Origin of the sequence: Deinococcus humi (assembly GCF_014201875.1) — a bacterium.
GTDB lineage: Bacteria > Deinococcota > Deinococci > Deinococcales > Deinococcaceae > Deinococcus > Deinococcus humi.
Genome location: NZ_JACHFL010000007.1, coordinates 99,456 through 121,752, shown reverse-complemented (window position 1 = coordinate 121,752; position 22,297 = coordinate 99,456). Strand labels below are relative to the sequence as shown.

14 protein-coding genes and 1 pseudogene are annotated in these 22,297 nt (G+C 62.4%); 11 read left to right on the top strand and 4 right to left on the bottom strand.

Annotation, left to right across the window (positions count from 1 at the left end; all coding sequences use genetic code 11):
* Positions 1-10: 10 nt before the first annotated feature.
* The 7 genes and pseudogenes from HNQ08_RS28130 to HNQ08_RS27450 all read left to right on the top strand — a co-directional run bounded on the left by HNQ08_RS28130 (position 11) and on the right by HNQ08_RS27450 (position 9,133).
* Positions 11-1,519: a sensor histidine kinase gene (locus tag HNQ08_RS28130; RefSeq protein ID WP_184133446.1), complete on the top strand. Its 1,509-nt coding sequence runs from the start codon at positions 11-13 to the stop codon at positions 1,517-1,519.
* A 661-nt stretch (positions 1,520-2,180) separates the two neighbouring features.
* The gene (locus HNQ08_RS14300) at positions 2,181-3,056 is read left to right on the top strand and encodes a MurR/RpiR family transcriptional regulator (RefSeq protein ID WP_184133444.1); all 876 of its coding nucleotides are present in this window, start codon (positions 2,181-2,183) and stop codon (positions 3,054-3,056) included.
* Positions 3,057-3,099: 43 nt separating this feature from the next.
* Entirely contained in the window at positions 3,100-4,371 is a 1,272-nt protein-coding gene (locus HNQ08_RS14295; protein WP_184133442.1) for an ABC transporter substrate-binding protein, read from the top strand.
* Between the two features lie 180 nt (positions 4,372-4,551).
* Positions 4,552-5,517 (top strand): carbohydrate ABC transporter permease, encoded by a 966-nt coding sequence (locus HNQ08_RS14290; protein ID WP_184133440.1) that lies wholly within the window; start codon positions 4,552-4,554, stop codon positions 5,515-5,517.
* On the top strand, positions 5,514-6,392 hold the full coding sequence (locus HNQ08_RS14285) for a carbohydrate ABC transporter permease (RefSeq protein ID WP_184133438.1): 879 nt from the start codon (positions 5,514-5,516) through the stop codon (positions 6,390-6,392). The genes HNQ08_RS14290 and HNQ08_RS14285 overlap by 4 nt, the downstream gene beginning before the upstream one ends.
* Before the next feature lie 91 nt (positions 6,393-6,483).
* Entirely contained in the window at positions 6,484-7,947 is a 1,464-nt protein-coding gene (gene nagZ / locus HNQ08_RS14280; RefSeq protein WP_184133436.1) for a beta-N-acetylhexosaminidase, read from the top strand.
* 656 nt (positions 7,948-8,603) lie between these two features.
* Positions 8,604-9,133 (top strand): annotated as a pseudogene (locus HNQ08_RS27450) (GGDEF domain-containing protein).
* 425 nt (positions 9,134-9,558) lie between these two features.
* On the opposite strand, the gene HNQ08_RS14260 reads toward HNQ08_RS27450, so the two are convergent.
* The 3 genes from HNQ08_RS14260 to HNQ08_RS14250 all read right to left on the bottom strand — a co-directional run bounded on the left by HNQ08_RS14260 (position 9,559) and on the right by HNQ08_RS14250 (position 13,929).
* Positions 9,559-11,022 carry a potassium/proton antiporter gene (locus tag HNQ08_RS14260; protein ID WP_184133422.1) on the bottom strand — a complete coding sequence of 488 codons (1,464 nt, stop codon included), beginning with the start codon at positions 11,020-11,022 and terminating at the stop codon, positions 9,559-9,561.
* Between the two features lie 370 nt (positions 11,023-11,392).
* Positions 11,393-13,501, bottom strand: coding sequence for a tetratricopeptide repeat protein (locus tag HNQ08_RS14255; protein WP_184133420.1), 2,109 nt, complete (start codon positions 13,499-13,501; stop codon positions 11,393-11,395).
* Between the two features lie 122 nt (positions 13,502-13,623).
* Positions 13,624-13,929, bottom strand: a complete 306-nt coding sequence (locus tag HNQ08_RS14250) for a hypothetical protein (RefSeq protein WP_184133418.1) — start codon at positions 13,927-13,929, stop codon at positions 13,624-13,626.
* Between the two features lie 131 nt (positions 13,930-14,060).
* Here HNQ08_RS14250 and HNQ08_RS14245 point away from each other — a divergent pair, with 131 nt between their 5' ends.
* Positions 14,061-14,399: a hypothetical protein gene (locus HNQ08_RS14245; RefSeq protein WP_184133416.1), complete on the top strand. Its 339-nt coding sequence runs from the start codon at positions 14,061-14,063 to the stop codon at positions 14,397-14,399.
* A gap of 215 nt (positions 14,400-14,614) precedes the next feature.
* On the opposite strand, the gene HNQ08_RS14240 is transcribed toward HNQ08_RS14245, so the two are convergent.
* Entirely contained in the window at positions 14,615-15,376 is a 762-nt protein-coding gene (locus HNQ08_RS14240; protein WP_184133413.1) for a carboxypeptidase-like regulatory domain-containing protein, read from the bottom strand.
* A 433-nt stretch (positions 15,377-15,809) separates the two neighbouring features.
* On the opposite strand from HNQ08_RS14240, the gene HNQ08_RS14235 reads away from it, so the two are divergent.
* The 3 genes from HNQ08_RS14235 (at position 15,810) to HNQ08_RS14225 (ending at position 22,279) form a co-directional block, all read left to right on the top strand.
* Complete coding sequence (locus HNQ08_RS14235; RefSeq protein WP_184133411.1) at positions 15,810-16,823, top strand: hypothetical protein; 1,014 nt, start codon at positions 15,810-15,812, stop codon at positions 16,821-16,823.
* Between the two features lie 648 nt (positions 16,824-17,471).
* The gene (locus HNQ08_RS14230; RefSeq protein WP_184133409.1) at positions 17,472-18,791 is read left to right on the top strand and encodes a Vgb family protein; all 1,320 of its coding nucleotides are present in this window, start codon (positions 17,472-17,474) and stop codon (positions 18,789-18,791) included.
* A gap of 419 nt (positions 18,792-19,210) precedes the next feature.
* On the top strand, positions 19,211-22,279 hold the full coding sequence (locus tag HNQ08_RS14225; RefSeq protein ID WP_184133407.1) for an ATP-binding protein: 3,069 nt from the start codon (positions 19,211-19,213) through the stop codon (positions 22,277-22,279).
* The last annotated feature ends 18 nt before the right edge of the window (positions 22,280-22,297 follow it).

Sequence of the window (22,297 nt, the reverse complement as noted above, 5' to 3'; positions counted from 1 at the left end):
AGAGTGAAGCGTGTCCTCGCCCGATCCACTTTCACACGCTGCTCTTGCCAGTGCGGTGTTTCAAGTTTCCCTGGACTGCATCATCGCCATCGATCAGGACAACGTGGTTGTGGAGTGGAACCCGGCTGCCGAGCGGACTTTTTGCTACACCCGCCAGGAAGCGCTGGGACAGTCGCTCAGTGAACTGATTATTCCTCCTGCCTACCGGGTTGCCCACGAGCGTGGTTTGCAGCGCTACCTGAGCACGCGTATTCCGCAGATCGCCAACCACCGGGTACAGATTGACGCGCAGCGGCGCAGCGGTGAGCTCTTCCCATGCGAGATCGTCTTTCACCCGCTTGAATTTGGGAACCGCACCTATTTTGCGGCCTACCTGCGTGACCTCACCGAGCAGCGGCGGCTCGATCAGGAACGCACCCGCCTTGCGCTGGTGGCGGAGGCCAGCACCGACCTGATTGCTTTCTCAGATCTGCACAACCGCCTGATCTACGTCAACGGCGCGGGCCGCCGCCTGATCGGCTTCCCCTACGACATTCCGGCCCATCTGACCATGGCCGACTTCGTGCATCCTGACGACCGCAGCCAACTGGTGGACGACGCGTGGCCCCAGGTGCGTGAAACAGGCAGCTGGGACGGCGAGATGCGGCTGATTCACCAGGCCACGGGTGAAGAGATCGTCGTTCACCGCACCATCTTCACGGTGACTGATCCTGCGACGAACATGCCCGTCGGGTACGCGACCGTTACGCGCGACATCAGGGAACACAAGCGGACCGAACGTGAACGCCTGGCCTGGCAGGCGCAGCTGGAACAGCAGGTGGCCGAACGCACGGAGGAGCTCCGGCTGCTCAACGCGGATCTGGACGCCTTCAGCTACAGCGTGTCGCACGACCTGCGCACGCCCATCCGTCACATCACCAGTTTCGCCGGTCTGCTTGAGCGGTCTTTGGAGAGAAATGATCCAGTCAAGGCCGCGCGCCACCTGGAGGTGATCGTGCAGGCAGCGTCGCGCATGGACGCGCTCGTTTCCGGTCTGCTCGCGCTGGCCCAGTCGTCGCGCAGCCAGATTTCACGGTCGTCCGTCAATCTCCTCAACCTGTTTGAGCAGGTCAAGCAGGATCTGGAGCTGGACCTGAAGGAACGCCACATTGATTGGAACATCGGTCCACTGCCCACGGTTCAGGGAGATGAGGTGCTGCTCAGACAGGTGGTGTGGAACCTCTTGAGCAACGCCTTGAAATATTCCCGGACGCAGCCGCAAGCGGGCGTGACCGTCGTGGCCCAGCGGAAGGCTGAGGAATGGATTGTCGAAATCAGCGACAACGGGGTGGGCTTCGACCCCCGGCTCGCCGAGCGCCTGTTCAAGGACTTTCAGCGCTTACATCATCAAGACGAGTTCGAGGGCGTCGGCGTGGGACTTGCCACTGTGCAGCGGATCATCCTGCGGCATGGCGGCCGCGTCTGGGCCACGTCCATTCCCGGTCAGGGCGCTACCTTCGGCTTCAGTCTGCCGGTCTGAGGGTCCTCCGGGAGGCCCTTCCCCTGGATGTCACCTTCCTCCAGTGGCTCCGGCTATGTGGGTTGACAGCGCCGCCCTGCCTTGCGGCCACCGAGACAGCCCTGCTGTTCTGAAATTCCAGCGACTCTGCTCCAGCGGAGCGCCGGCGCCCAGCAGCCGTTGCCGGACTCAGGAAATCTGGTGTGATGGTATGTTCGAGACTCACGCGGCCCTTGCCCCACCTGAGGTGATGGCCACCGAGTTAACTGGGTTGCTGGTGTCGCGGAGCGCGCGCTGGGAGACCCTACCAGGGTGTTGCAGCGGATCTGGTCAGGTCCACTGGTCACACGCGACGGGTGACCTACAGCAGTTCTCGCAGAGCGGCAACAACATGTCGCTCCTTGCAGCAGATCAGCACCATGTCACAGGCCGGACCGCTGTCCGGAACACCTTCACAGCTGCGTTGTGCAGATTAAAAGCCCAGCGTATGCCTCTGAAACTACTCTCGCGCGCACCTAGGCTCTCCAATCATCCAACTCGACTGTTAAAAATAATTTTTAGACTTGTCTGGTTCTTGACAAAAATTATTTTCATGTGTACTCTGTTAACACAGTCACATTGCAGGGCACGACGATAACCACCCATTCCAGGCAGGGATCGTCCAAGCACAGGGGGCCAGCTCATGACCCAGCTTCAAGCTCCACCGCTCAGTTCCCCATCCAATGGGGCCATTGGCCGCATTCGCCTTCAAGCCCATAGCCTCTCGCCCAGCCTGCGCCGGGTAGCCGAACATGTCGTTCAACACGCAGACAGCGCCGTTCACCAGACCATCACCGAGGTGGCCACCAGCGTGGGGGTGTCCGAGGCCACGATCACGCGGCTGTGTCGCAAGCTGGACTACGCCGGCTTCCACGCCTTCAAGATCGCGCTGGCCGCGGATCTGGGCGGGCGAGAGCAGCGTGGCCGAACGGCACACGAGCAGGGCGGTGACCGCCCCACAGCCACCGAGCGCCTGTTCGGACAGGCCGCGCGCACCCTGGATGACACCGCACGCCTGCTGGATCCGGGCACGCTGGAGGATGTCGCCCAGCTGCTGGCGCGCGCGCCCCGGGTTGATCTGACAGGCCAGGGCAACAGCGGCATGATCGCCCAGTTCTTCGCCCACCGCCTGATGCGTATTGGCATTACCTCCAGTGCGTACACCGATCCACACGTGGCTGCCGTGAGCATCAGCACGCTGCCGCGCGGGGGGGTGGCGATTGGCCTGAGCAGTTCGGGCAGCACCATCGACACCGTGCAGCACCTGAGACTGGCGCAGTCGTGTGGGGTCTACACCGTGGCGATCACCCACCGCGCCAGCAGCCCGATCACCCGCCACGCCAACGCTGTGCTCTTCACCGCCGCGCAGGAAGATCCCCTGACCGACGCCGTGCTCGATACCCTCACCAGCCAGATCATGCTGCTTGAAGTTCTTTACGCCGCCGTCCTGTCCCACCGTCCCGAATCCAACGCCATGCTGCGCGTCACTGCTGAGAGTGTCGTGGACAAAAAGTACTGACCCCCAATTTTCCCGCCAACCTTACTTCCACAGGAGGAAGACCATGAAACAGTCCCACAAGAAAGTGCTGTTCGCTCTGACCCTCGGCCTCGGTCTGGCCACCGTTTCCGCGCCTGCCGCCGCGCAGAAGCCTACCGAGATTACCTTCTGGACGTGGTACCTCAGCCCCAAGTTTGACCCCTACATCAAGGACACCATCGCCGCCTTCGAGAAGGCCAACCCCGGCATCAAGGTCAACTGGTTCGACAAGCAAGAGAGCATGGTGCAGGACTTCATCGCCAGCGTGAACCTGGGCAACGCCCCCGACGTGGTCAACCTGAACATTGACGAAACCGGCAAGGCGGCCCAGAACGGCTTCCTGCGAAACGTGGACGCCCTGACGCCGCTTGCCACCCTTAAGTCCACCTTCTACCCGCAGACCCTGGCCAACTTCACCGTCGGCGGGAAGGTCTACGGCTATCCCTGGTACGGCTCGTTGAACGAGGGGGTGCTGCTGTACAACCCCGATCTGATGAAAAAGGCCGGCGTCAGCGCGCCGAAAAACATGACCGAGCTCCTGAACATGGTCAAGACCGTCAAGGACAAGACCGGGGCCTACGCCTGGGTGCCGGCCCTCAAAGATCCCGGCGGCGCGTCGTTCCTGGGCTATTTCTACTCGGACGGACTGCCGATCTACGACGCCAAGGGCAATGCGGCCTTCAACAGCCCGGCCCATGTGGCGCTGCTCCAGAAGTACGTCGATCTGTTCAAGGGCGGCTATTTCCCCGAAGACGCGCTGCGCAAGGAGGCCTTCCAGCTCGCCACGGAACTGTACGCCCAGAACCGGGTCGCCATGATCGTGGGTGGACCGCAGGCACTGAACCGCATCAAGGACACCAACCCCGGCCTTTATGCCAAAACGGTGGTCACCGGCGCGCCGCTGGGCAAGGCCAACGTGCAGACTGGCACCAGCATGGGCATGGTCATTCCGCAGGCCAGCAAACACCCCGCCGAGGCCGCCAAGCTGGCTGCCTTCTTCACCAACAATGCCAACCAGATCGCCTTCGCCAAGATCGTGCCGATTATTCCCACCACCGCCGCTGCCCAGAACGATCCGTTCTTCAAGCAGGCCAGCAGCGACCCAATTGCCAAGGCCACGGCCCTGGTGGGTGCGTCGGGCCGCTTTATCAACCCCGGCTTCAAGGCACCGGGCAATAGCGACGATCTGTACAAGAACTTCAGCGACAATATTGAGGCTGCGCTGCTGGGTAAGAAAACCCCCAAGGCCGCCCTGGACGACGCCGTGAAGTTCTGGAACGCCAATATGAAGAAGTGAGGCCTGGAAGAGAGGTGTGGTCTGATGCCCGCGCCTCTCTTCTGCCTCCCGCTGCCCGCCCTGCGATTGACGGGCGGGTTTTGCCTCTTCCAGAGGACAGCCCTCACCACGTCCCGTCTGCGAGAAGGAGCAAAAGCGCCCCTTCCTGCCCCAATGGTTTCCAAGAAAGGAGGTGATGAAATGGCCCGTTCACAGCCGCTCGGTTCCAAGGCGCCGCGTTCCAGTTCCCCCCGTCCCCGACCCCGAGGATCGCTGCGCGACACCCTGCTGTCTTACGCCTTCCTGGCCCCGGCGCTGATCCTGCTCACGCTGTTTACCTTTTACCCGCTGGCTTACGGCTCGTATCTGGGCTTTACCGAATACGGTGGGGCGCGTTTTGCCCAGGGCCTCGCACCGAAATGGATCGGGCTGGAGAATTTCCGCACGCTGGCGGCCGATCCGTTGTTTCTGACCGCGCTGGGCAACAGCGTCAAGTATCTGGTCATCGTGCCGGTGTTACAGCTGGCCTCGCTCTCGGTGGCGGTGCTGGTCAACAAGAATTTGCCTGGCATGGCTTTTTTCCGGGCGGCGTATTACATCCCGGTGGTCACCAGTATCTCGCTGGCCGCCGTGATGTGGGACTGGGTGTACAACAAGGAAGGCACGTTGAACTGGGCGCTGGGCGCCGTGCACCTGATCGCGCAGGGCAATTTCTTCGGCTGGCTGAACAACGAGAACACTGCTTTCTGGGCGGTGATGCTGGTGACCTTCTGGCGCGGCTTCGGCTATTACATGGTGCTGTATCTGGCCGGGCTTCAGAGCATTCCGGCCGAGCTGGAGGAAGCGGCGGTGCTGGACGGGGCCTCGGCGTGGAAACGCTTCTGGAACATCACCGTGCCGCTGATGAAACCCACCATCTTGCTGTGCAGCCTGCTGTCCACCATCGCCGCGCTGCGGGTGCTCGAAGAGGTGCTGGTGCTGACCAACGGCGGGCCGCTCAACAGCACCTATACCGCGCTGATGTACGTGTATTCCAAGGCATTCCAGGGGTTCAACTTCGATTACGGACTGGCGAGCGCCGCCGGACTGGTGGTGGCTGTGGTGGCTTTGCTGCTGTCCGTGGCCAATTTCCGCCTGTTCCGCGAGAGTGACGGAGGGGAAACATGAGTCTTGTGGTCCGCGCTCCCGCCCAGACCGCCGCGCCGCGCCGACGCAACGTGAAGCTGGGCCGGATCGTCCTGCGTTACGCCATCTTGCTGTCGGTGCTGGTGTTTGCCATCTTCCCCTTCCTGTGGACACTGGCCATCGCCCTGACCGACAAGACGGCCGGCGGCAGCATCTACAACTTCCCGGCCAGCCTGTTTCCGAAGGCGATTACGCTGCACAACTTTGTCGACGTGTACCGTACCTTCAGTCTTGGCAAGTACGTCTGGAACAGCATTTCCATAACAGGCATGACCATCATCGGGACACTGCTGGTCTCGGCGCTGGCCGCCTACCCGCTGGCCCGCTTCCGCTTTCCGGGCAAGGGCCTGATCTTCGCGGTAATTATCGCCACACTGGTCTTGCCCGGCGAGACCACCTTTATCGTGAACACCCTGACCCTGAAGAAGATGGGGCTGCTGGGAACCCACCTGGGGGTGGTGCTGCCCACGGTGGCGGCGGCCTTCGGCATCTTTCTGATGCGGCAGGCGTTTCTGAGCATCCCGCAAGCACTGTTAGAAGCGGCCCGTCTGGACGGTGCGGGCGAGTTGACCATCTTGACCCGCATTATGCTGCCCCTGAGCGTGCCGTCGCTGGCCGCCCTGGGCATTTTTACCCTGGTGGGCACCTGGAACGCCTACTTCTGGCCCATGCTGGCGCTGTCTGGTGCACCCGATGCCGTGCCGCTGAGCGTGGCGGTGTTGAAGCTCAAGGGGCAGTTCAATTACGACCCGTTCAACATTGCCGCCGGTTCGATCATCATGATGCTGCCCGTCCTGCTGGTCTTCTTGGCCGCTCAAAGGCTCTTTATGCGCGGCATGGAAGGCGCGGTGAAGTGAGGGGCCAGATGAACCGTGGACAGGCCAGGAGGCGGCTGTTCACGATCTATCGCCCGCTGGCCGCCACCCGCCTTGTGGAAGGTGACCTTCGATGAATCCTGCCCGGACCCTGATCGTCGATCTGCCCGGTCCTGACCTGACACCGGAGCAGGGCCGCTTTCTGGCGCTCTACGGCTTCGGTGGCATCTGCCTGTTTGCGCGCAACATCACGACGCCGGAAAGGACGGCGCGGCTCGTGCGGGACATCCGCGACGCGCTCGGTCACGACGCCCTGATTGCCACCGATCAGGAGGGTGGAGCCGTGTTGCGCCGGCTGGACGTTCCCCACGCACCAACGCCACAGGCGCTGGGCTGGCTGAACGACGTGGAAGCCGCGCGGGAGGCCGGACGGGTGGCGGCGCGCGGAATTATTGAGCTGGGCCTCAACTGGAATTACGCACCCAGCCTAGATGTGAATGTGGACCCGCTGAACCCGGTGATCGGCGAACGCTCCTTCGGCGCAGACCCGCAGGTGGTGGCTGAACTGGGCGTCGCCTGGGCGCAGGGCAGTGAGGAAATGGGTGTCATGAGCTCGGTCAAGCATTTTCCTGGCCACGGTGACACTCGCACTGACAGCCACTTGGCGCTGCCCGTGGTGGACAAATCTCGCGCCGAATTGGAGGCTGTAGAATGGCGGCCTTTCCAGGCGGCCGTCCAGGCAAATCTGGGCAGCATCATGACCGCCCACATTCTTTATCCACAAATCGACGCCGAAGAGCCCGCGACCCTCTCTCGGCACCTGCTCCATGATTTGTTGCGGCGTGACTGGGGCTACGACGGCGTGGTCGTCACCGACGCGATGGACATGCGGGCGGTGGCGGACCGCTATCCGGATGGACACGGCGCGGCGCTGGCCCTCCACGCTGGAGCAGACGCCGTGCTGAGCTGTGGTCACGGTGATCTCGACATTCATGTCCGCCACCTGGGGGCCGTCGAGCGTGCGCTTCGGGCGAACGAACTCTCGGCAGAGCGGCTGGCGGAAGCGGTGGGACGGCTGGAGAAAGCGGCACGCCGTTTCCCCGGGAGTCCTCGGCCATACCGGGCAGCGCAGCGGCAGGCAGACGAGGCGTGGACTGACGCTATCGCCCAGCGCAGCCTGCAGCAGGTGGGCAGCATTCCCAGGCTTGATCCTCACGAGACGGTGGTGCTGATCGCTCACCGGCAGCCTGGGCTGGGCGGACCCTACGGCGACAGTCTGAGCGGTGAAGCTCTGGCCGAAGCCTTGCGGCCGACTTTTCCAGAACTACACCTGGCCGTGCACGACGGACAGGATCTATCTGGGGTGACCGCCCTGCTCTCCGAGTTCCCGGATGCCGCCATTTTGCTGGCCACCACTGAGCGCTGGGACGTCGGCGAGGCTGTTCAGCAACTTGCACAGGACTTGAAAGGGCGGCGAACCGCGCATCTGGCACTGTGGAATTCCGACAGGGCGGCGGAGCTGAAATTGCCCGCGCTAGTGACCCACGGCTTTCGTCCGGCACAGTTAAGGGCCTTGACCGCTCGTTTAGCCAGGTGATGTGGGTGTTGTGGAGGATAGTTGACGGGTACAGGCAGTGAATTCATGCAATTGCGGGTCACAGTTGCAAGGTGCCGCCCCGCACCATGCGCACAGAAATGACCACAAAGCTTGAGAAAACCGACGTTCTGAAGAGCTCTAACGGGATGCTCTCGCCTTCTTTGAACGAAGCCGTACCTGCACAGTGGCCAGGTGCTGCACGGTCTATTTCTCCTGGCCTGCGGTGATATAGCCCTAATGCTTTACCCGCGTCTGATTGGGACGCTCCAGTTCCAAGTCCAAAGGAAAAACGGTCTATTCGGTGCGGAGTTGGAAGCACCAACAATGACGGCTAAGCTTTACGAATTGAAACACAACGACTCTCAGGGCCACCCAGACCAGTAAGGGCTGGCCCTCCTTTCGTCTGGTGCGGCAGCGAAATGCCCTCTCGTGAGGAAAATCTTCCAGAAAAGTCAGAGGATGATTAGTCACACCGACTGAATTCTTGCCTTTTAAAAGCAAAGAACTGTTTTGAACAGCTCAAAAGCGAGGGGAGAGAGAATTCACCTCCTCAGGGTGATCTGTCGCATTTTCGTCTCTGCTCAGACTCGCTCTACAGGAACGCGCTGGTGCTCTTCGACATCACGGACCGCCGCGAAGCGGAGCGTCAATTGGAAATGCTCGCACAGACCGATGGCCTCACCGGAACCACTAATCGGCGGCAGTTTCTTGAACTGGCCGAAAGCCAGGCGACACAGGCACGGCAGGAAAATCGACGTTTTGCCCTCCTGATGCTCGATATTGACCATTTTAAAAGCATCAACGACACCTACGGGCACTTGGCGGGCGATTAGGTGTTGCGGGAGACAGCCCGGATCTGTGGCTCGAATCATCGTCCATCAGACCTGCTCGCCCGCTATGGCGGCGAGGAATTTGTGGCCTTGCTGCCAGATGTCACGCTTGATGAGGCTGAAGTTGCCGCACGCAGCCTGGGCGCCGCCGTCGAGTCGCTTCGGCTGGAGCACGACGGGCGCACTTCTCCATCACCTTGAGCATTGGAGTGGCACGCTTCAATAGCGCCTCGCGCGACACGCTGGAACGCAGCATGAATGTCGCAGACGCGGCACTTTACACTTCCAAGTACAATGGTCGCAATCGGGTCACGGTAGAACCGAAAATTTCAGTCAATTCGGTTATTAGCGTCTGACACAGCTCCGCATCTATGATTTTTCACCTCATGCAATTAAACCTTGTCCACGAATGTATAGCTCTATACTTAAGGTCAAAATGCACACTGACTACGCCTTATCAAATAGTAGCAACTTCTCATATATAAATGAGTGTATAGAAACTCAAAAATCATTTTGAGATCAAAACACAGGAATTCCATGACGCATCTAAGTTGTGTTCGAATCAGCTCGGCAGGACTGGCGCCAGAGATATTCGGCGGCAAAGACAGGCACGGCGAGCGGGTTATGCATTCACATGACCCTCTTCTCTCGATTTCGGACAGTGAATCCTTACCTGATGCAGCACTTGCGGTCTGGGACGCTTCGCCAAACTTCAAGCAGGGTAGGCAAGCACAGGCATCACCGGAATTCCTGACGGGACGTCATTCCGCCCGAAACCCGATCAGGCCTCATGGCCCAGCTGGCGCTGAACCTCGCGCAGTTCCTCTGCCTGAGCCAGCACCTGCACGCTGTCGCCGGCCATGAGCCGGGTCGCACCTCTCGGAATCAGGTATTCGTCCGCACGGTGAATCAGCACCACGAGTGCCTCTGGGGGCAGATGCAGGTCGACGATGCGCTGGTTGTCAGCGAGACTACCCGGACACACTTCGACTTCTACCAGTGCATTCTTACTATGTCCAGTGGGCGTGTAGGTCATGGGTGGAGTGGACGGTGCGGTGCGGGTTTCACGCAGGCCCAGCAGATCCGCCATGGTGGTAAGCGTGGTGCCTTGCAACAGCACGCTGGTCAGCACGATGAAAAAGACAATATTGAACAGCTCCTGTGCCTGCGGAACTCCGGCCAGCAACGGAAAAGTGGCGAGCACAATGGGAACCGCGCCGCGCAGGCCCACCCAGCCCACCATCGCCTTGTGACTGAACGGCATGCGTGAGGCAGCCAGGCTGACGACCACACTGACGGGCCGGGCCACGAAGACCAGCACCAGCGCGCAGGCCAGCGCGAGTCCGGCTGTGGGCAGCAGCTCGCGCGGATTGACCAGCAGGCCCAGCGTCAGGAACATGGCCACCTGCATCAGCCAGGCCAGACCGTCATGAAATGAAAGCAGGCTGCGCTTGTGCAGGAAGTCGGCGTTCCCCAGGATGATGCCAGCGACGAAGATGGCCAGAAAGCCGCTGCCACCCACCACCGCTGTGACGCTGAAGATGGTCAGCGCCAGGGCCAGGGTCAGAACCGAATACAGGCCCTCAAATTGCAATTGCAGACGGTTGAGCATGAACAGCGCCCCTCGGCCCAAGACCATGCCCAACACGCCACCAATGACCATTTGCTGCGCGAACAGAGGAATGATGTCTAGCACGCCCATGCTGGGGTGGGCGATCAGTTCCAGCAGACCCACGGTCAGAAACACGGCCATCGGATCGTTGCCACCCGATTCGAACTCCAATAAAGGTCCGATGTCTCCTTTCAAGCCCAGCGCCCGCTCCTTGAGAACGCTGAAGACTGCCGAGGCATCGGTGCTGCTAACCACTGCGCCCAGGAGCCACGCCACCAGCCACGGCAGGTTCAGAGCGTAATGCGTGAAAACGGCCATCACGCCCGCCGTGATGAGCACGCCCAGCGTCGCCAGACTCAGCCCCCGCCGGATCACGGGCCGCGTCTCGCTCCAGTTGGTGGTCAGACCCCCTTGAAACAGAATGAAACACAACGCGACGGTCCCCAAGGCCTGTGCCAGCTGATAATCGCTGAACTGAATGCCCAGGCCATCCGACCCGGCGAGCATCCCCACCCCCAGGAAAAGCAACAGGCCTGGAATGCCCAGCCGTCCACCCAAGCGGCTCACGATCAGGCTGATGAGCAGGAGTATTCCGGCAGCGAGCAGATAGAGTTCAGTGGTGACGACTGGCACGTCTCAGAATGTCACACGGCCCTTGCAGCAAGTTGTTGAGGGACGGCGACGCGGTGGTGAGGGTTCAGAAGCTGGCGTGTCCATCCTGGAGGTCCGCCGAGCTTAGCCGCTATGCCGTCCTGCTGGGTGGTGCCCTGAACGACGGGGGCGGGTGCGGTGGCCTGGGCGGCTCCGGCGAGTGTCAGGGTGGCAAGGAGGGAAAGTCGGCGGCGGGAAGTCGTCTTGTCCATGGCATCTTCTGGCTGGCCTGTGCGGGCCTTTGAACTGCGCCCGCGGTAGAAGGGTGACAATGATGGGCCGATGGTGGAAAAAGACGCCGAGGGGAGGCCCTCGTCTTCCGTGACCGCACCCTCCGTGCGTGTCCCCTCGCTCAGCGTTCGCGCCAGTAAGCGGCGGCGGCGGCGATGCCGAACTCCTGCTCAATCTTGCCCTCCCACAGCCCGGTGGAGGCGTCTGGTCCCGCACCCAGCGAGCCTTTGAGTTCCACGCGCATCCCGGCGTCCTCAATTCCGTCCTTGCCGAACTTGATGTACACGCCTTCCTTTGCCCCGATCCCACCCGTGACAGGCACACCCTTGGGCAGCTTGAGTTCGGCCTTCACGCCCGTAAACAGGGTGGCATTGCCGTTCCAGTCCAGGCTGGCGGACGCGAATCCGCCCAGCCAATCGGTGCCCATCAGGGATGAGGTGGACAGTTCGATGTCGACTTTCTTGCAGCTCAGTGAAAAGCTCAGGCCCAATCCCTGCGCCTTGAGGGCGGGTGAGGGCACCTTGGACTTCACCTTGGCTCCAGAGAACATCCCTCCACAGGGATCGGCGTCGAGAGTGGGCAATTCGGCGAGGTCGAGCGGGACGCCCGGCAGAGTCTGTTCGGTGCAGAACAGACTCGGCACTTCGCTGAAGAAGACCCCTCCGTACACGACCGGGCCGTAGAACATGGCCTTGGCCGACGCCTCGATCTGCGCCCGCTTGGAGGCGCGTACCGCCGGATCAGGCAGGTTGGCGGCGAGCGCGGTTTCGAACTTGACGCGCGCCGAGACGTAGCGCGCCATCGCCTGTTCCTGCCCCTTGAGGTAGGGCCGTAGGGCGTCCATATAGGTCTGGTAAGCATCGTCGTATACCGTGTCCACGTCCGCGCAGGTGTGCGGCACCGAAGCCAGGCGCGCCATGCCCGCCTCTATGGTCTTGTTGCGCTGATCGGCCAGTGGACGCCGCGCCTTGTCGAGCGCGTAGTGGGCGTCGTAGGCCGCCTTATGCGCGGGCCAGACTTCCGGCTCGAAGATGGACGTGGTGATGGCACCGTTGACCAGCTTGAACCAGCGCATCTCGCCTGGGTCGAGCACCTGCGAGAGGTTGACAGCGCTGGCCCGGACGCCCAGAGCGCGCAAAATCGCGTGTCCCTGCTGCTCGAGGGCCTCATACTGCGAATGCATCACGATGGCCTCGCGGCGGGTTCTGGGCAGCTTGAGCTGTGGCAGATCAAAGGTGGCACCGCGCGATAGGTCGAACAGCGAGGCCGACGGACGGCGGGTTGGAGACTGCTCGCGCGGCCCTACCCCGTCGCCGTGGCGTCCTGGTGTCTTTTCCTTGAGGATCAGGTCGCTGTTCTCGGGCGCAATGGTGCGGCGCAGTGCCACCCGCAGTTCCCTCGTCGCGCCGTTCACGTCGCCGTTGCACAGCAGGGCCTTGGACAGGTTCATGCGCGCCTCGGAGAGATCTGGGGCAAGCGAGAGGGCCTGTTTCAGCGGGGCCTGCGCCTCGCTCCAGCGCCCCAGTCCCAGGAAAGCATGCCCCCGGTTGGTCAGCGCAATGGCTTGCCCGGGCACACCCCCTGGCGTGGGCAGCTTCCCGCCCAGTTCCGCCGCCCGGTCGAGCACCGCGATGGCCTCACGGGGCAGGCCCGCAAGAGTCAGCACGCCTGCAAGATTGACCAGCGTCATGGCGTCTTTGGGCTTCGCGCGGTGACCGGCCAGCAGGAGGGCAAGGGCTGCGCGGGGACTCTCTGCTGCCAGGGCCGCCACCACATCCGACGACGAGCCGCCCGTCGCTTTTCTGCCCCTGGCGCCCACCAACGTCTCCGCCGTCCTGAGGGCCGTTTCGAAGGTCATGGCACCTTTCTCGCGGCGCACCGGCAGGGGCAGCACCTTGGTGCCATTTTCCTTCTGCTCGCGCGCCATCTTCAGCGAGTGTTCCAGCCCCGCACGAGCCGGGTCGCCGGGCTTGAAGGTGGCGAGCATCTTTTCCAAGGACCGGATCACCTCGTCGATGTCTAAGCCGCCGACGGGTGCCAGGCCGGGCGTCTTGTAGTCGCGCACGGTGGGCTGGCAGGCCTCGGTGCGAAGTTTGGCGACCTGGGCGCGCATCCCGGCTTCCGGCCCGAGGATGGTCTGGTCGCTGAGGGATACCCAGCCCCCGGCAGCCAGGGCGGGCGAAGCGAGCAAGGCGACAGCAAGGGGGAACAAGCGGTTCAATCTGTTCATAGGCGCAGAGTGACGGAGGGGGAATGATGGGGAGATGATGGGGTGCCGGGAGGGCGGAACAAGCCGACTGGCACCGGGGCGCGCGGGCCCACAGTGCCAGGGAAAGGGGGAAAGCCAGTGGATCAGGGATTCAACAGGCGAAGTTCCATCAGTTTGTCGCCCCGGTTCAGGAAGCAGAACCCCACCGCCGCGGCTAAGACGGGCTCAGGCTGGTGACTGGTGCTGATCAGCATCCGTTGCCGCTCGCCGTTAAAGGTCTGTACGGGGGTGACCCGGTAGAGCCCCAGCGGAATCTTTGTCGATTCCACTGGTGACTTGAGAGGCTGAACCGTGAGCATCGCCGTTTCACCCAGGACGTTGGGATACACGGGGATCAGAGTCAATTCCAGGCCAGCGTCAAGGTCTACAGCGGAATGCACGTCGCTCACGTCCACCGACCGTAGAGGTTGGTGCCATTCAGATACACGAAGTCCCGAGCGGTCCCCCGGGCCGAGGTAAACGGCGTGATGTCTTGGGTTCGGTGGGTACGTCGAGCAAATCACCGCCCTCGCTGACTCGCATGATTGCCTCAGTCCGCCGTGGGCCGGGGCGAGCGGGCAGGGCGACGGAACAGTTGCCCTGGGCATCGGTCATCGTGCCTATCGTGAACGCGGTGGCCTCGTGGATGGCCCGGACTTCCATGTTAGGTATGGGCCTCGGCTCGCCGTTGAGCACCCGGCCGGTCAGGGCGCCCACCACGGGCGAGGTGACCCCACCGGGCACTGAGGGGCCGGGACGCGGCGCGGGCGTGGAGGAGCTGGCACCTCCGCAGGCGCCGAGCGTCAGGATAAGGGCGGTCAAGATCGGGGGAAGGGGAACGCTTCATGGTGGTCCCCAGGGCGCAGCAGGTATCGGATGACGTGGGAACGGCCCACCCCAAGGTGCGATGATCCGAGGGCTCTGGAACGGCGTGACAGTTAAACCGTCAGGACATTCCGGGTTCTTGATAGATGGCGCCATCGTGATGCCGGAGCGGTCTTGGTTATCCTGGATCAGGACAGCATCTTTAACAGGGGCCGACAGTGCATCGGCGGTCTGGCCCGGCGTCTCTGGAGGTGAGAACAGCTCCCGGAACTACGGATTTTTCCAGAACAGTTCCATGTTGGGGCCGTAATGGCTGTCGTTCAGGAAGCGGGCTACGGCCTGCGGAAGATAGTTCGGGTTGTCGCGCGTGGCGATCAGGAGCTGCTCCTTGACCCCGTTGCGGACATGGGTGGCCGTGACCTTGTACTGCCCCAGCGGGATATCTGGCAGGCCGTAGCCGAAGGGGTACTTCACCATGAAGGGCGCCGTGCTGTGAGCCGAGTTGGGGCCGTCCGGCGTAAACGTGACCTCCATTGTGTTGTAGTCGATCTCCACGTTCGAGTTGTCGATGTAGTCGAACACCTTGCCCTTGGGCGCATCCTTCGCTCGATACACGAAGTCGCGCACGGCGCCGTGCGCTCCGGCAAAGGGGTTGTCATCCTCAGGGGCCAGACGCACCTCGAAGTCCTCGCCGCCGAAGGTCAGGGTCATGGTGGCCGACACGTTCCAGGAGCCCAGTTGTTGGGCCAGGGCAATACGGTAGCGGCCCTGCGCATCGGTGACGCCCGAGCCGTAGGTGTAGGACACCGTGTGCGAGGCCGTCACCTGCACGCCGGCGAGCGGCTGACCGGCCTCGGTTAAGATGCGGCCGGTCACCGTGTAAGCGCCGGGAGCAGGCTGCGGCGCTGGCGTGGGGCCGGGCTGTTCCTGGCCGGGCGGTGTCGGGCCGGGCTGGGAGGGAGTGGCCCCACCACCGCAGGCGGACAGGGTGGTGACGGCCAGGGCAAGCAGCAGCAGTTTCGCGTTCTTCATGTCGTTCCTCCTGGGCGGCCGTAGGTGCGCCGCTTTCAATGACTGGAGCGTAGGTGGGTACGGATGATGAGCGGATGGTGCTGCTGACAAACCGCCAAGGGCGGAGGTGACTGCCCGCACCAGCTGACCTGTGTTGAACCTGTGCGCTCGCTGCTCCGTCTCTCCGGTGCGACGACCCGTCAATTGGGTCGCCCGGAAGTTTTCAATCTGCGAAGAAAGCTTCCCCGCTGTAACGCAACGGCCTGGCTTTCGTTGCTCAAAACAAATGACCGCCCTCACTGGGACGCGGGGTCCCTTGAGCAGGGCGGAACCCATCTTCTGCTTTCAAGGGGCCGCCGCTCGCTGTGTCCCCGTGGGCACCATCGGGTCATCATCCTGTCGCCCGCATGCTCTGGCCAGTCAAAGCGCACCAGCGTGCGCAAAGGGAGACACCATGATGTACGTCCGACTGCTGGCCCTCGCTCTTCTCATTCAGCCCGTCGCCACTGCCACTTCCGCCGACCCTATCAGCGGCTCCTGGCAGGGTCTTTTAGACGGGTTCTACCCCCTTGAAGCGACCCTCACCCTCAAAGGCAACAAGGTCACGGGCGTCACTCATTTCGCGAAGATGGATTTCCCACTCACAGGCACCTTCGACACCAAGAAGAACATCGTCACGTATACCTTCAAATGGGTGGATGGGAAGACCGCCACGGTCAACCTCAAGCTGGGGGGCAATACCCTGAGCGGAACGTACCAGGTCCACACCGCCTCAAAGGACAACACCATGAGCATGACGCGGGTCTCCCTCGTCACAGGCACGACGGCCAACGCCGCTGGCAAAGCCGGACCCTACGTCATGACGGGTATGGTGCGCGACGAAAAGGGCAAGCCCATTGCGGGCGTCCAGGTGTTCGCCGACCACACCGCCTACTACAACATGAATGCCCTGGGCACCACCGACGCCCAGGGCCGCTACCGTATTGCCCTGGCCCATCAGCCCGGCACCTGGGCGGCAGGCGCTTATCTGCGGCAGAGCTTCGGTGGAGAGCCCGTCGAAGTGCGCCTCTCGCCCGACGACGACACCGCCTTCGACGGCTCCCTCGGCGCCGTGCGCAACTTCACCTACAAGGCCAGCGACGCACCCTCCGGCAAGGTCTACACCTCCATCGCACACAGCAATGTCGAACTCGATTACGACTCGCTGGAGTTCACCTTCACCCCCGACGGGCCGAATGCAGCGGGCACCACCGCACCATTCACACGGAAGTTCGTTTTTGGATCTGGCGTCCAGAACGTGCCATTGGGCGGCTATCGGGTCAGCGCCACCCAGGTGCTGAACGGAGTCAGGCAGCAGCTGCTGTTGAGTTCGCGTAGCCAGAAGGAAGCCTCGACCAGCGTGCGCGCCGCATTTACCCATGACACCCACTACGGCGAGACCCTCGAACTTTTCCTCAGCAATCCCTGAACTACCGATGGGCACGGAGTCTTGCTCTGCGAGGCTCCTACTGCTTTGCATCATTACAAATGGCCCGGCAGCGACAGGCTAGAGAAACAAAATCAGACACACTCTGACCTGACTGAGCCTGGTGCTGGCAACTGAGTCTGAGAAAGGAACGATCATTGAGCAGGCGGCCTGACGTTCGGGCCGCCTGCTGCGACGTTTCTGACAGCACACTACACAGGCCTTGGCCGCCTCTAGATCATAGCGTGCTTACCCAACATCTCGCTGGCTGACAGTAGTACAGCTGCAAAGCGGAGGCCATGACGCCCAGGGAAGAACGATGGCCTTATGGGGTTCGCTCAGTCAAAGCCCAGCAACCTGAAGAGGTTAGGCTCCCAGAATCATCTGGAAAATTCTCAGGGAATCCTTTTAGTTGCTGATTACCTTTGAGCCGCACTTCCATCTGGGATTCAGGCCCATGGAGTAACTCCCACAGCTCTTAATATGAGAAAAAGGATACATATTGATCCGGTTTGACTGTTCAGCAAATGTGCTTGCTGTGTGATTTTTGACTGATACTCTAAACATTACATGAACCCGCGTGCTCATCGTTTGCTCTCCGCTTTTGCCCTGTCCTCCATGCTTCTCCTTTCCGCATGCGGTGGAGGGACTATGTCTCCTGTCATTCCCCCTGCTGATGGCGACAAACCTGTCGAACAGCCCAAGGCCAGCTTCAAAGTGGGGATTATTAGTCCAGAGAACGCCCTGCGGAGCGGTGACAACGCCGTAATTCGGGTGACCGTGACCCCGCAAAACGGCTTCTCAGGGAATGTCACCGCTGAGCTGGTGGACGCTCCAGTAGGGGTCAGCGCCCAGCCGGTCACAGCCACGGTGGGGGGCGCTACCGAGTTGAAAATCACTGTCAAGCTCGGCACGGCAGCCGGACTGCTCAAATTGCCCATCCGTGTCACGGGCGGCACTATCAGCCAGCGGGAGGACGCCTTCGCCTTCGTTTACCGCGTGTCCACGCTGCCTAGCGGGGCGCTCGATTGTCCTTATCCCACCTGTCGGTTTCCCGCCGGTCCCAGCGCGTTCGTTGACGGAGTGTACTGGGTAGCGGGCAGCAATGGATCTAACGCTAATTCCACGCTTGTTGGGGTCAGTGCCCGCGACGGCAAGACACAGACCCATGATTTGGGCCTGGAACGGGGGAATGCTGATTACTATGACTATGGGCTGGCCGTAGCGTCTGGGAAAATCTGGTTGGGGATCTCTCATTTCAGCACGGTGGCGTATTTGCTTGGCTTTGACCCAGTGAGTGGGACCAGAACGCAGATCGAAGTCGGCGAGAGAAACGGAAGGATAATCAACGTGGTATCCCTCCCCGATGGCCGGATAGCCTTTCTGTTCCGTCCGGACTATCAGCCCGAAGCCCAGGCTTGGTCGATTGGCGTGTATGACCCAGCGAGCAACGTTTTGAAATTAACGCCTATCACCGCTCCAGGCAATACTCTCTTTGCTTTGAAAGTGGCTCCAGACGGTGCACTTTGGACCACTGAAAATTACACCTCACCTGCGCTGGTCCGGTTTGATCCCACCACCTTCACGACCCGCAAATTCAGTATTGGCAAGGAGCGCGCCAATCTGGCTCTGAATATCGCTCCCACCGATGACGGCAAGATCTGGTATCTGGACTCGTGGGCTAACACTTTAAACATTCTCAATCCCATGGACGGCTCAGTAAAATCTTTCAACAAGTATTATAACTCTGGACAGCTTTATTCTTTCGGCGACTCAGTATTCTTGATTAATAATGATCCTTCTATAAAGGGCGTCGAATTGTTAGTCTCCGATGGGGAGGAATTGGTAAGCTTGCCTTTTCCTTCCGCCCTCGGTGTAAATAATGATTTGGATGGCTTCATTGTCTCACCAGAAGGCGATTTAGCTTATGAGAGCAGCGGAGAGATTTATATTTTACCAATAACTCAGTGAGATAGTGCAATGTTATATATTTTGGCAGTGTTCTCAAATTTTCTTCGTCACTTTATATGAGTCTACTAATAAGGACAGCCATCTGTTTCATATTTTATACAGAACGGCGCTGTTCAGTCACTCCACCCCGCCTATTTTTCCTTCTGCACGAATGCCCATGACTAAGACAGCAGATAATCACAGGCCGCACCTTCCGGACGAAGCTCCGCGAGGGCTGCTCGCCTTGCCAAATGTTTTGGACGTCAGCTTCTGGCAACCTCGTCCAGCAATTTCCGAAGCGTGAGTGGACTGCTTCTGCCTGCGGCGAACCGCCGGGCACCCTGAGGACTTCAAGTCGATACCATCGGGAAAGAACGATTGAGTCTCAGGCTCCCCCCAGTCTGATCCTCAACGAGGCCCTTCTGGTATCTTAAGGTCCCATGAACAGCGCAGCCTGGCACCTGGCGGCCTTCGGCAAACCGCGTCTCCTCGGTCCCTCCGGGCAGGCCGTGCGCTGTGAACAGCGGACGCTCGCCCTCCTGACCTATCTCGCGTTGGAGGGGCCGACGTCTCGCTCTCGCCTGGCGGGCCTGCTGTGGCCAGACACCCCCGAGTCAGGGGCCCGCAACAATCTCGTCCACCTGCTGCGCCGGGTGGCGAAAAGCCATCATCCTGATCTCGTCCACGCGGGAGAGACGGTCGCGCTGGGCAGCGTTCTGGAATCGGACGTGGCAGCCTGGGGAGTCATGGGGGGGGCTCTCCCCGCGCCCGAAGCCGTGCCCCCCGGCGTATTGCTGGACGGCCTCTCATTCGATGACCAACCTGACCTCGCCGAGTGGCTGCTGGCGTGGCGTGAGCGTATCGACCTCGCGCGGGCCGAGCGGCTGGCGGATGCCGCGACCCACGCCGAGGCCGAAGGCGATCTTGTGGGCGCCCTGCGTCTCGCCCGCGCCCTTGTGGACCTTGATCCCCTGTCTGAAGACGCGCACCGCCGCCTGATGCGGCTGCTGTATCTCGCCGGCGACCGTCCGGCGGCCCTCAAGGCATACCACCGTTGCCGGGACGTGCTGGAACGCGAACTGGGCGTGGAGCCACTGCCCGAAACCCAGGACCTTGCCCAGCTCATTGACCGGGGCGCGGTTGAAGCGCCGCCCGTACCCGCTGCGCCCCGCATCCCGCTGTCCGTCCTGAGGCCGCCAGTGCTGGTAGGACGGGCGGCCCAGTGGGCCCGGATGGAGCAGGCATGGGCAAACGGGCAGTCCATCCTGCTCGTCGGCCCAGCCGGATCAGGCAAGTCGCGGTTGATGCACGACTTCGTGGCGAGCAAGGGCGCGGCCTTTCGTCTGGAGGGCAGGCCGGGTGACCGCGCCGCACCTTTCACGACCACTGCGCGCATGTTGCGCCGCGTGCTGGACCTGCTGCCGGCGGATTTCGAGCTTCCAGCCTGGGTCATGCCCGCCCTTGCCCCACTGCTGCCCGAGACCAGAGCGGACCTCGGCGGCGGCCACGCCGACCCCCGCATGATTGAGGCGATTCATCTCATGTCGGGCGTGGCCATCCAACTGCAGGGCGCGGTGGTGAGCGTGTTCGAGGATCTGCATGACGTCGATTCCGCGACCTCTGAGATGGGCATGGCAATGTTGGCGAACCACTTCCCGCTCGGCCAGCCAGGGGGACTTCCACACTTTATTGGGACGTTCCGCGCCGAGGAACTGGACCAAAGCGCGCGCGCCCTATTCGGGCGGTTCGTGGCCGCCGGTCAATCGGTGTGGATTGACGTTGCCCCCCTGGGGGATGCGGACGTGCGTGAACTCGCCGTGAGCCTCGACCTGCCCGGCCTGGGGGAGCGTGGGGGGGAACTCGCCCGCTTCACCGGGGGCAACCCGCTGTTCGTGTTGGAAACGGTCAAGCACATGATCGAGCAGGGACCTCTCGACGCCGGGCAGCCTCTGCCGGTGGCTGGGAAGGTTTCAAGCATCATCTCCAGGCGCCTCTCAGGCCTCTCGGTCCCCGCCCTGCATGCCGCGCGGGCGGCAGCGGTCCTCCAGAGTGACTTCGACCTTGAACGCGTGGCAGAGGTGCTGCGCGCCCCCCTGCTGGAGGTCGTCACTGCCTGGGAAGAACTGGAGGAGGCTCAGATTGTGGTCGGCGAGCGTTTCAGTCACGATCTCATCGCCGAGATCCTGCGCCAGGAGACGCCCGAGGGAGTGCGCCGCTTGCTCCACCGGGCGGCCGCCCGCGCGCTGGGCGCGTCGGCCGGGGTCTCTCCGGCCCGGGTGGCCGGGCACTGGCTCGCCGGTGGACAGCCGGCCGAGGCTGCCCCGTGGCTCATCCAGGCCGGACACGTGGCCTGGCGGTCCGCACGGCTGGAAGAGGCCCAGCGGTTCTTCGCTGAGGCTGCCGAACGGCTCACCGCACCCGACCCTGCCGCCGCCTTCGGTGCCCTCGCGCTGCGGGCCGAGGTCCTCGCCAACATGGACGATCCCCGGCACGCGGATGTGGTGCAGGCATTACACCAGCGGGCGGTCACGCCGCTGGAGCGTGCAACCGCCTTTATGCAGGAGTACCGCGCCACCGAGGGGACCATGGACGTCTCCCGCATCGAACCGGTCGTGCGCGCGGGGCTCGCTGCCCTGCGCGCCGCGGAGGTGGGGCCTGAGGCCTGGCTGGTGGAGGCACAGCTCACCGAGGGGCTGGCACTGATGGCGTACATTCGCGGACAGCGGGAGGAGACGCTCGTTCACCTCAGGCGGCTGGCGGACCTGGGCGAACGGGCAGCGTCGCTGGAGTGGCAGGCCAAAGCGCAGGAGGGTCTGGGGCTCGCACTGACCGCCACCGCGCCCTGCGAGGCGAGTTTTCACCTGGAACGGGCAGAGGGGCTGCATCTCAGGCGCAATGACGTCTTGCGGGCCGGGTCGAGCCTCGGCAAGCTCGCACGGGTGTTGTGCGAGCTCGGCGAGGTCGCGGCCGCGCGCGAGGTGGTGGCGCGCGGCGCGGCCCATCTGGGTCGCCTCGACGCCAACCACGGCGAGCGCGTGGCGCTGCTCAACGCGCAGATCATAGTGGCGCAGACGTCAGGCGACCTTGGCCTCGCCGGAGCGCTGTATCAGCAGGCCCACCGGGACCACACGACCCAGCACAATGCGCTCCTAGGCTCATTTCCGGTCCTCCACGCCAAGACGTTGCGACTTGCCGGACGGCCCGAGGAGGCCTGGGCAGAGATCGCGCGTGCGAGGGACGGCCGCCCCTTCCCCACACACCTGAACGCCATGCGCGCCCTGGAGGAAGCGGCCATCCTGCTCATGCTTGAAAGGGGTGACGACGCCGTTCCCTACCTCACCGAGGCGCAGGGTCAGCTTGAGCGCGCGCCGAACGTCGCGTGGCAGGCCCAGTTGCACGATCTCTGGGCCAAGCGACTGAGGGAACAGGTGGGCGGGACGCATCACGCGGCGGCGCAGGCTTTACGCGAACAGTATGGCCTGCCCGAGCATCACTGGAGCGCCCTGTAAACCTCCGGCAGGCCCTGT

Excerpts from the sequence above, each read along its gene's own strand:
- HNQ08_RS14300 (WP_184133444.1), top strand. The coding sequence starts at position 2,181 with ATGACCCAGCTTCAAGCTCCACCGCTCAGTTCCCCATCCAATGGGGCC.
- HNQ08_RS14295 (WP_184133442.1), top strand. The coding sequence starts at position 3,100 with ATGAAACAGTCCCACAAGAAAGTGCTGTTCGCTCTGACCCTCGGCCTC.
- HNQ08_RS14290 (WP_184133440.1), top strand. The coding sequence starts at position 4,552 with ATGGCCCGTTCACAGCCGCTCGGTTCCAAGGCGCCGCGTTCCAGTTCC.
- HNQ08_RS14285 (WP_184133438.1), top strand. The coding sequence starts at position 5,514 with ATGAGTCTTGTGGTCCGCGCTCCCGCCCAGACCGCCGCGCCGCGCCGA.
- nagZ (WP_184133436.1), top strand. The coding sequence starts at position 6,484 with ATGAATCCTGCCCGGACCCTGATCGTCGATCTGCCCGGTCCTGACCTG.
- HNQ08_RS14255 (WP_184133420.1), bottom strand. The coding sequence starts at position 13,501 with ATGAACAGATTGAACCGCTTGTTCCCCCTTGCTGTCGCCTTGCTCGCT.
- HNQ08_RS14245 (WP_184133416.1), top strand. The coding sequence starts at position 14,061 with ATGATTGCCTCAGTCCGCCGTGGGCCGGGGCGAGCGGGCAGGGCGACG.
- HNQ08_RS14240 (WP_184133413.1), bottom strand. The coding sequence starts at position 15,376 with ATGAAGAACGCGAAACTGCTGCTGCTTGCCCTGGCCGTCACCACCCTG.
- HNQ08_RS14235 (WP_184133411.1), top strand. The coding sequence starts at position 15,810 with ATGATGTACGTCCGACTGCTGGCCCTCGCTCTTCTCATTCAGCCCGTC.
- HNQ08_RS14230 (WP_184133409.1), top strand. The coding sequence starts at position 17,472 with ATGTCTCCTGTCATTCCCCCTGCTGATGGCGACAAACCTGTCGAACAG.
- HNQ08_RS14225 (WP_184133407.1), top strand. The coding sequence starts at position 19,211 with ATGAACAGCGCAGCCTGGCACCTGGCGGCCTTCGGCAAACCGCGTCTC.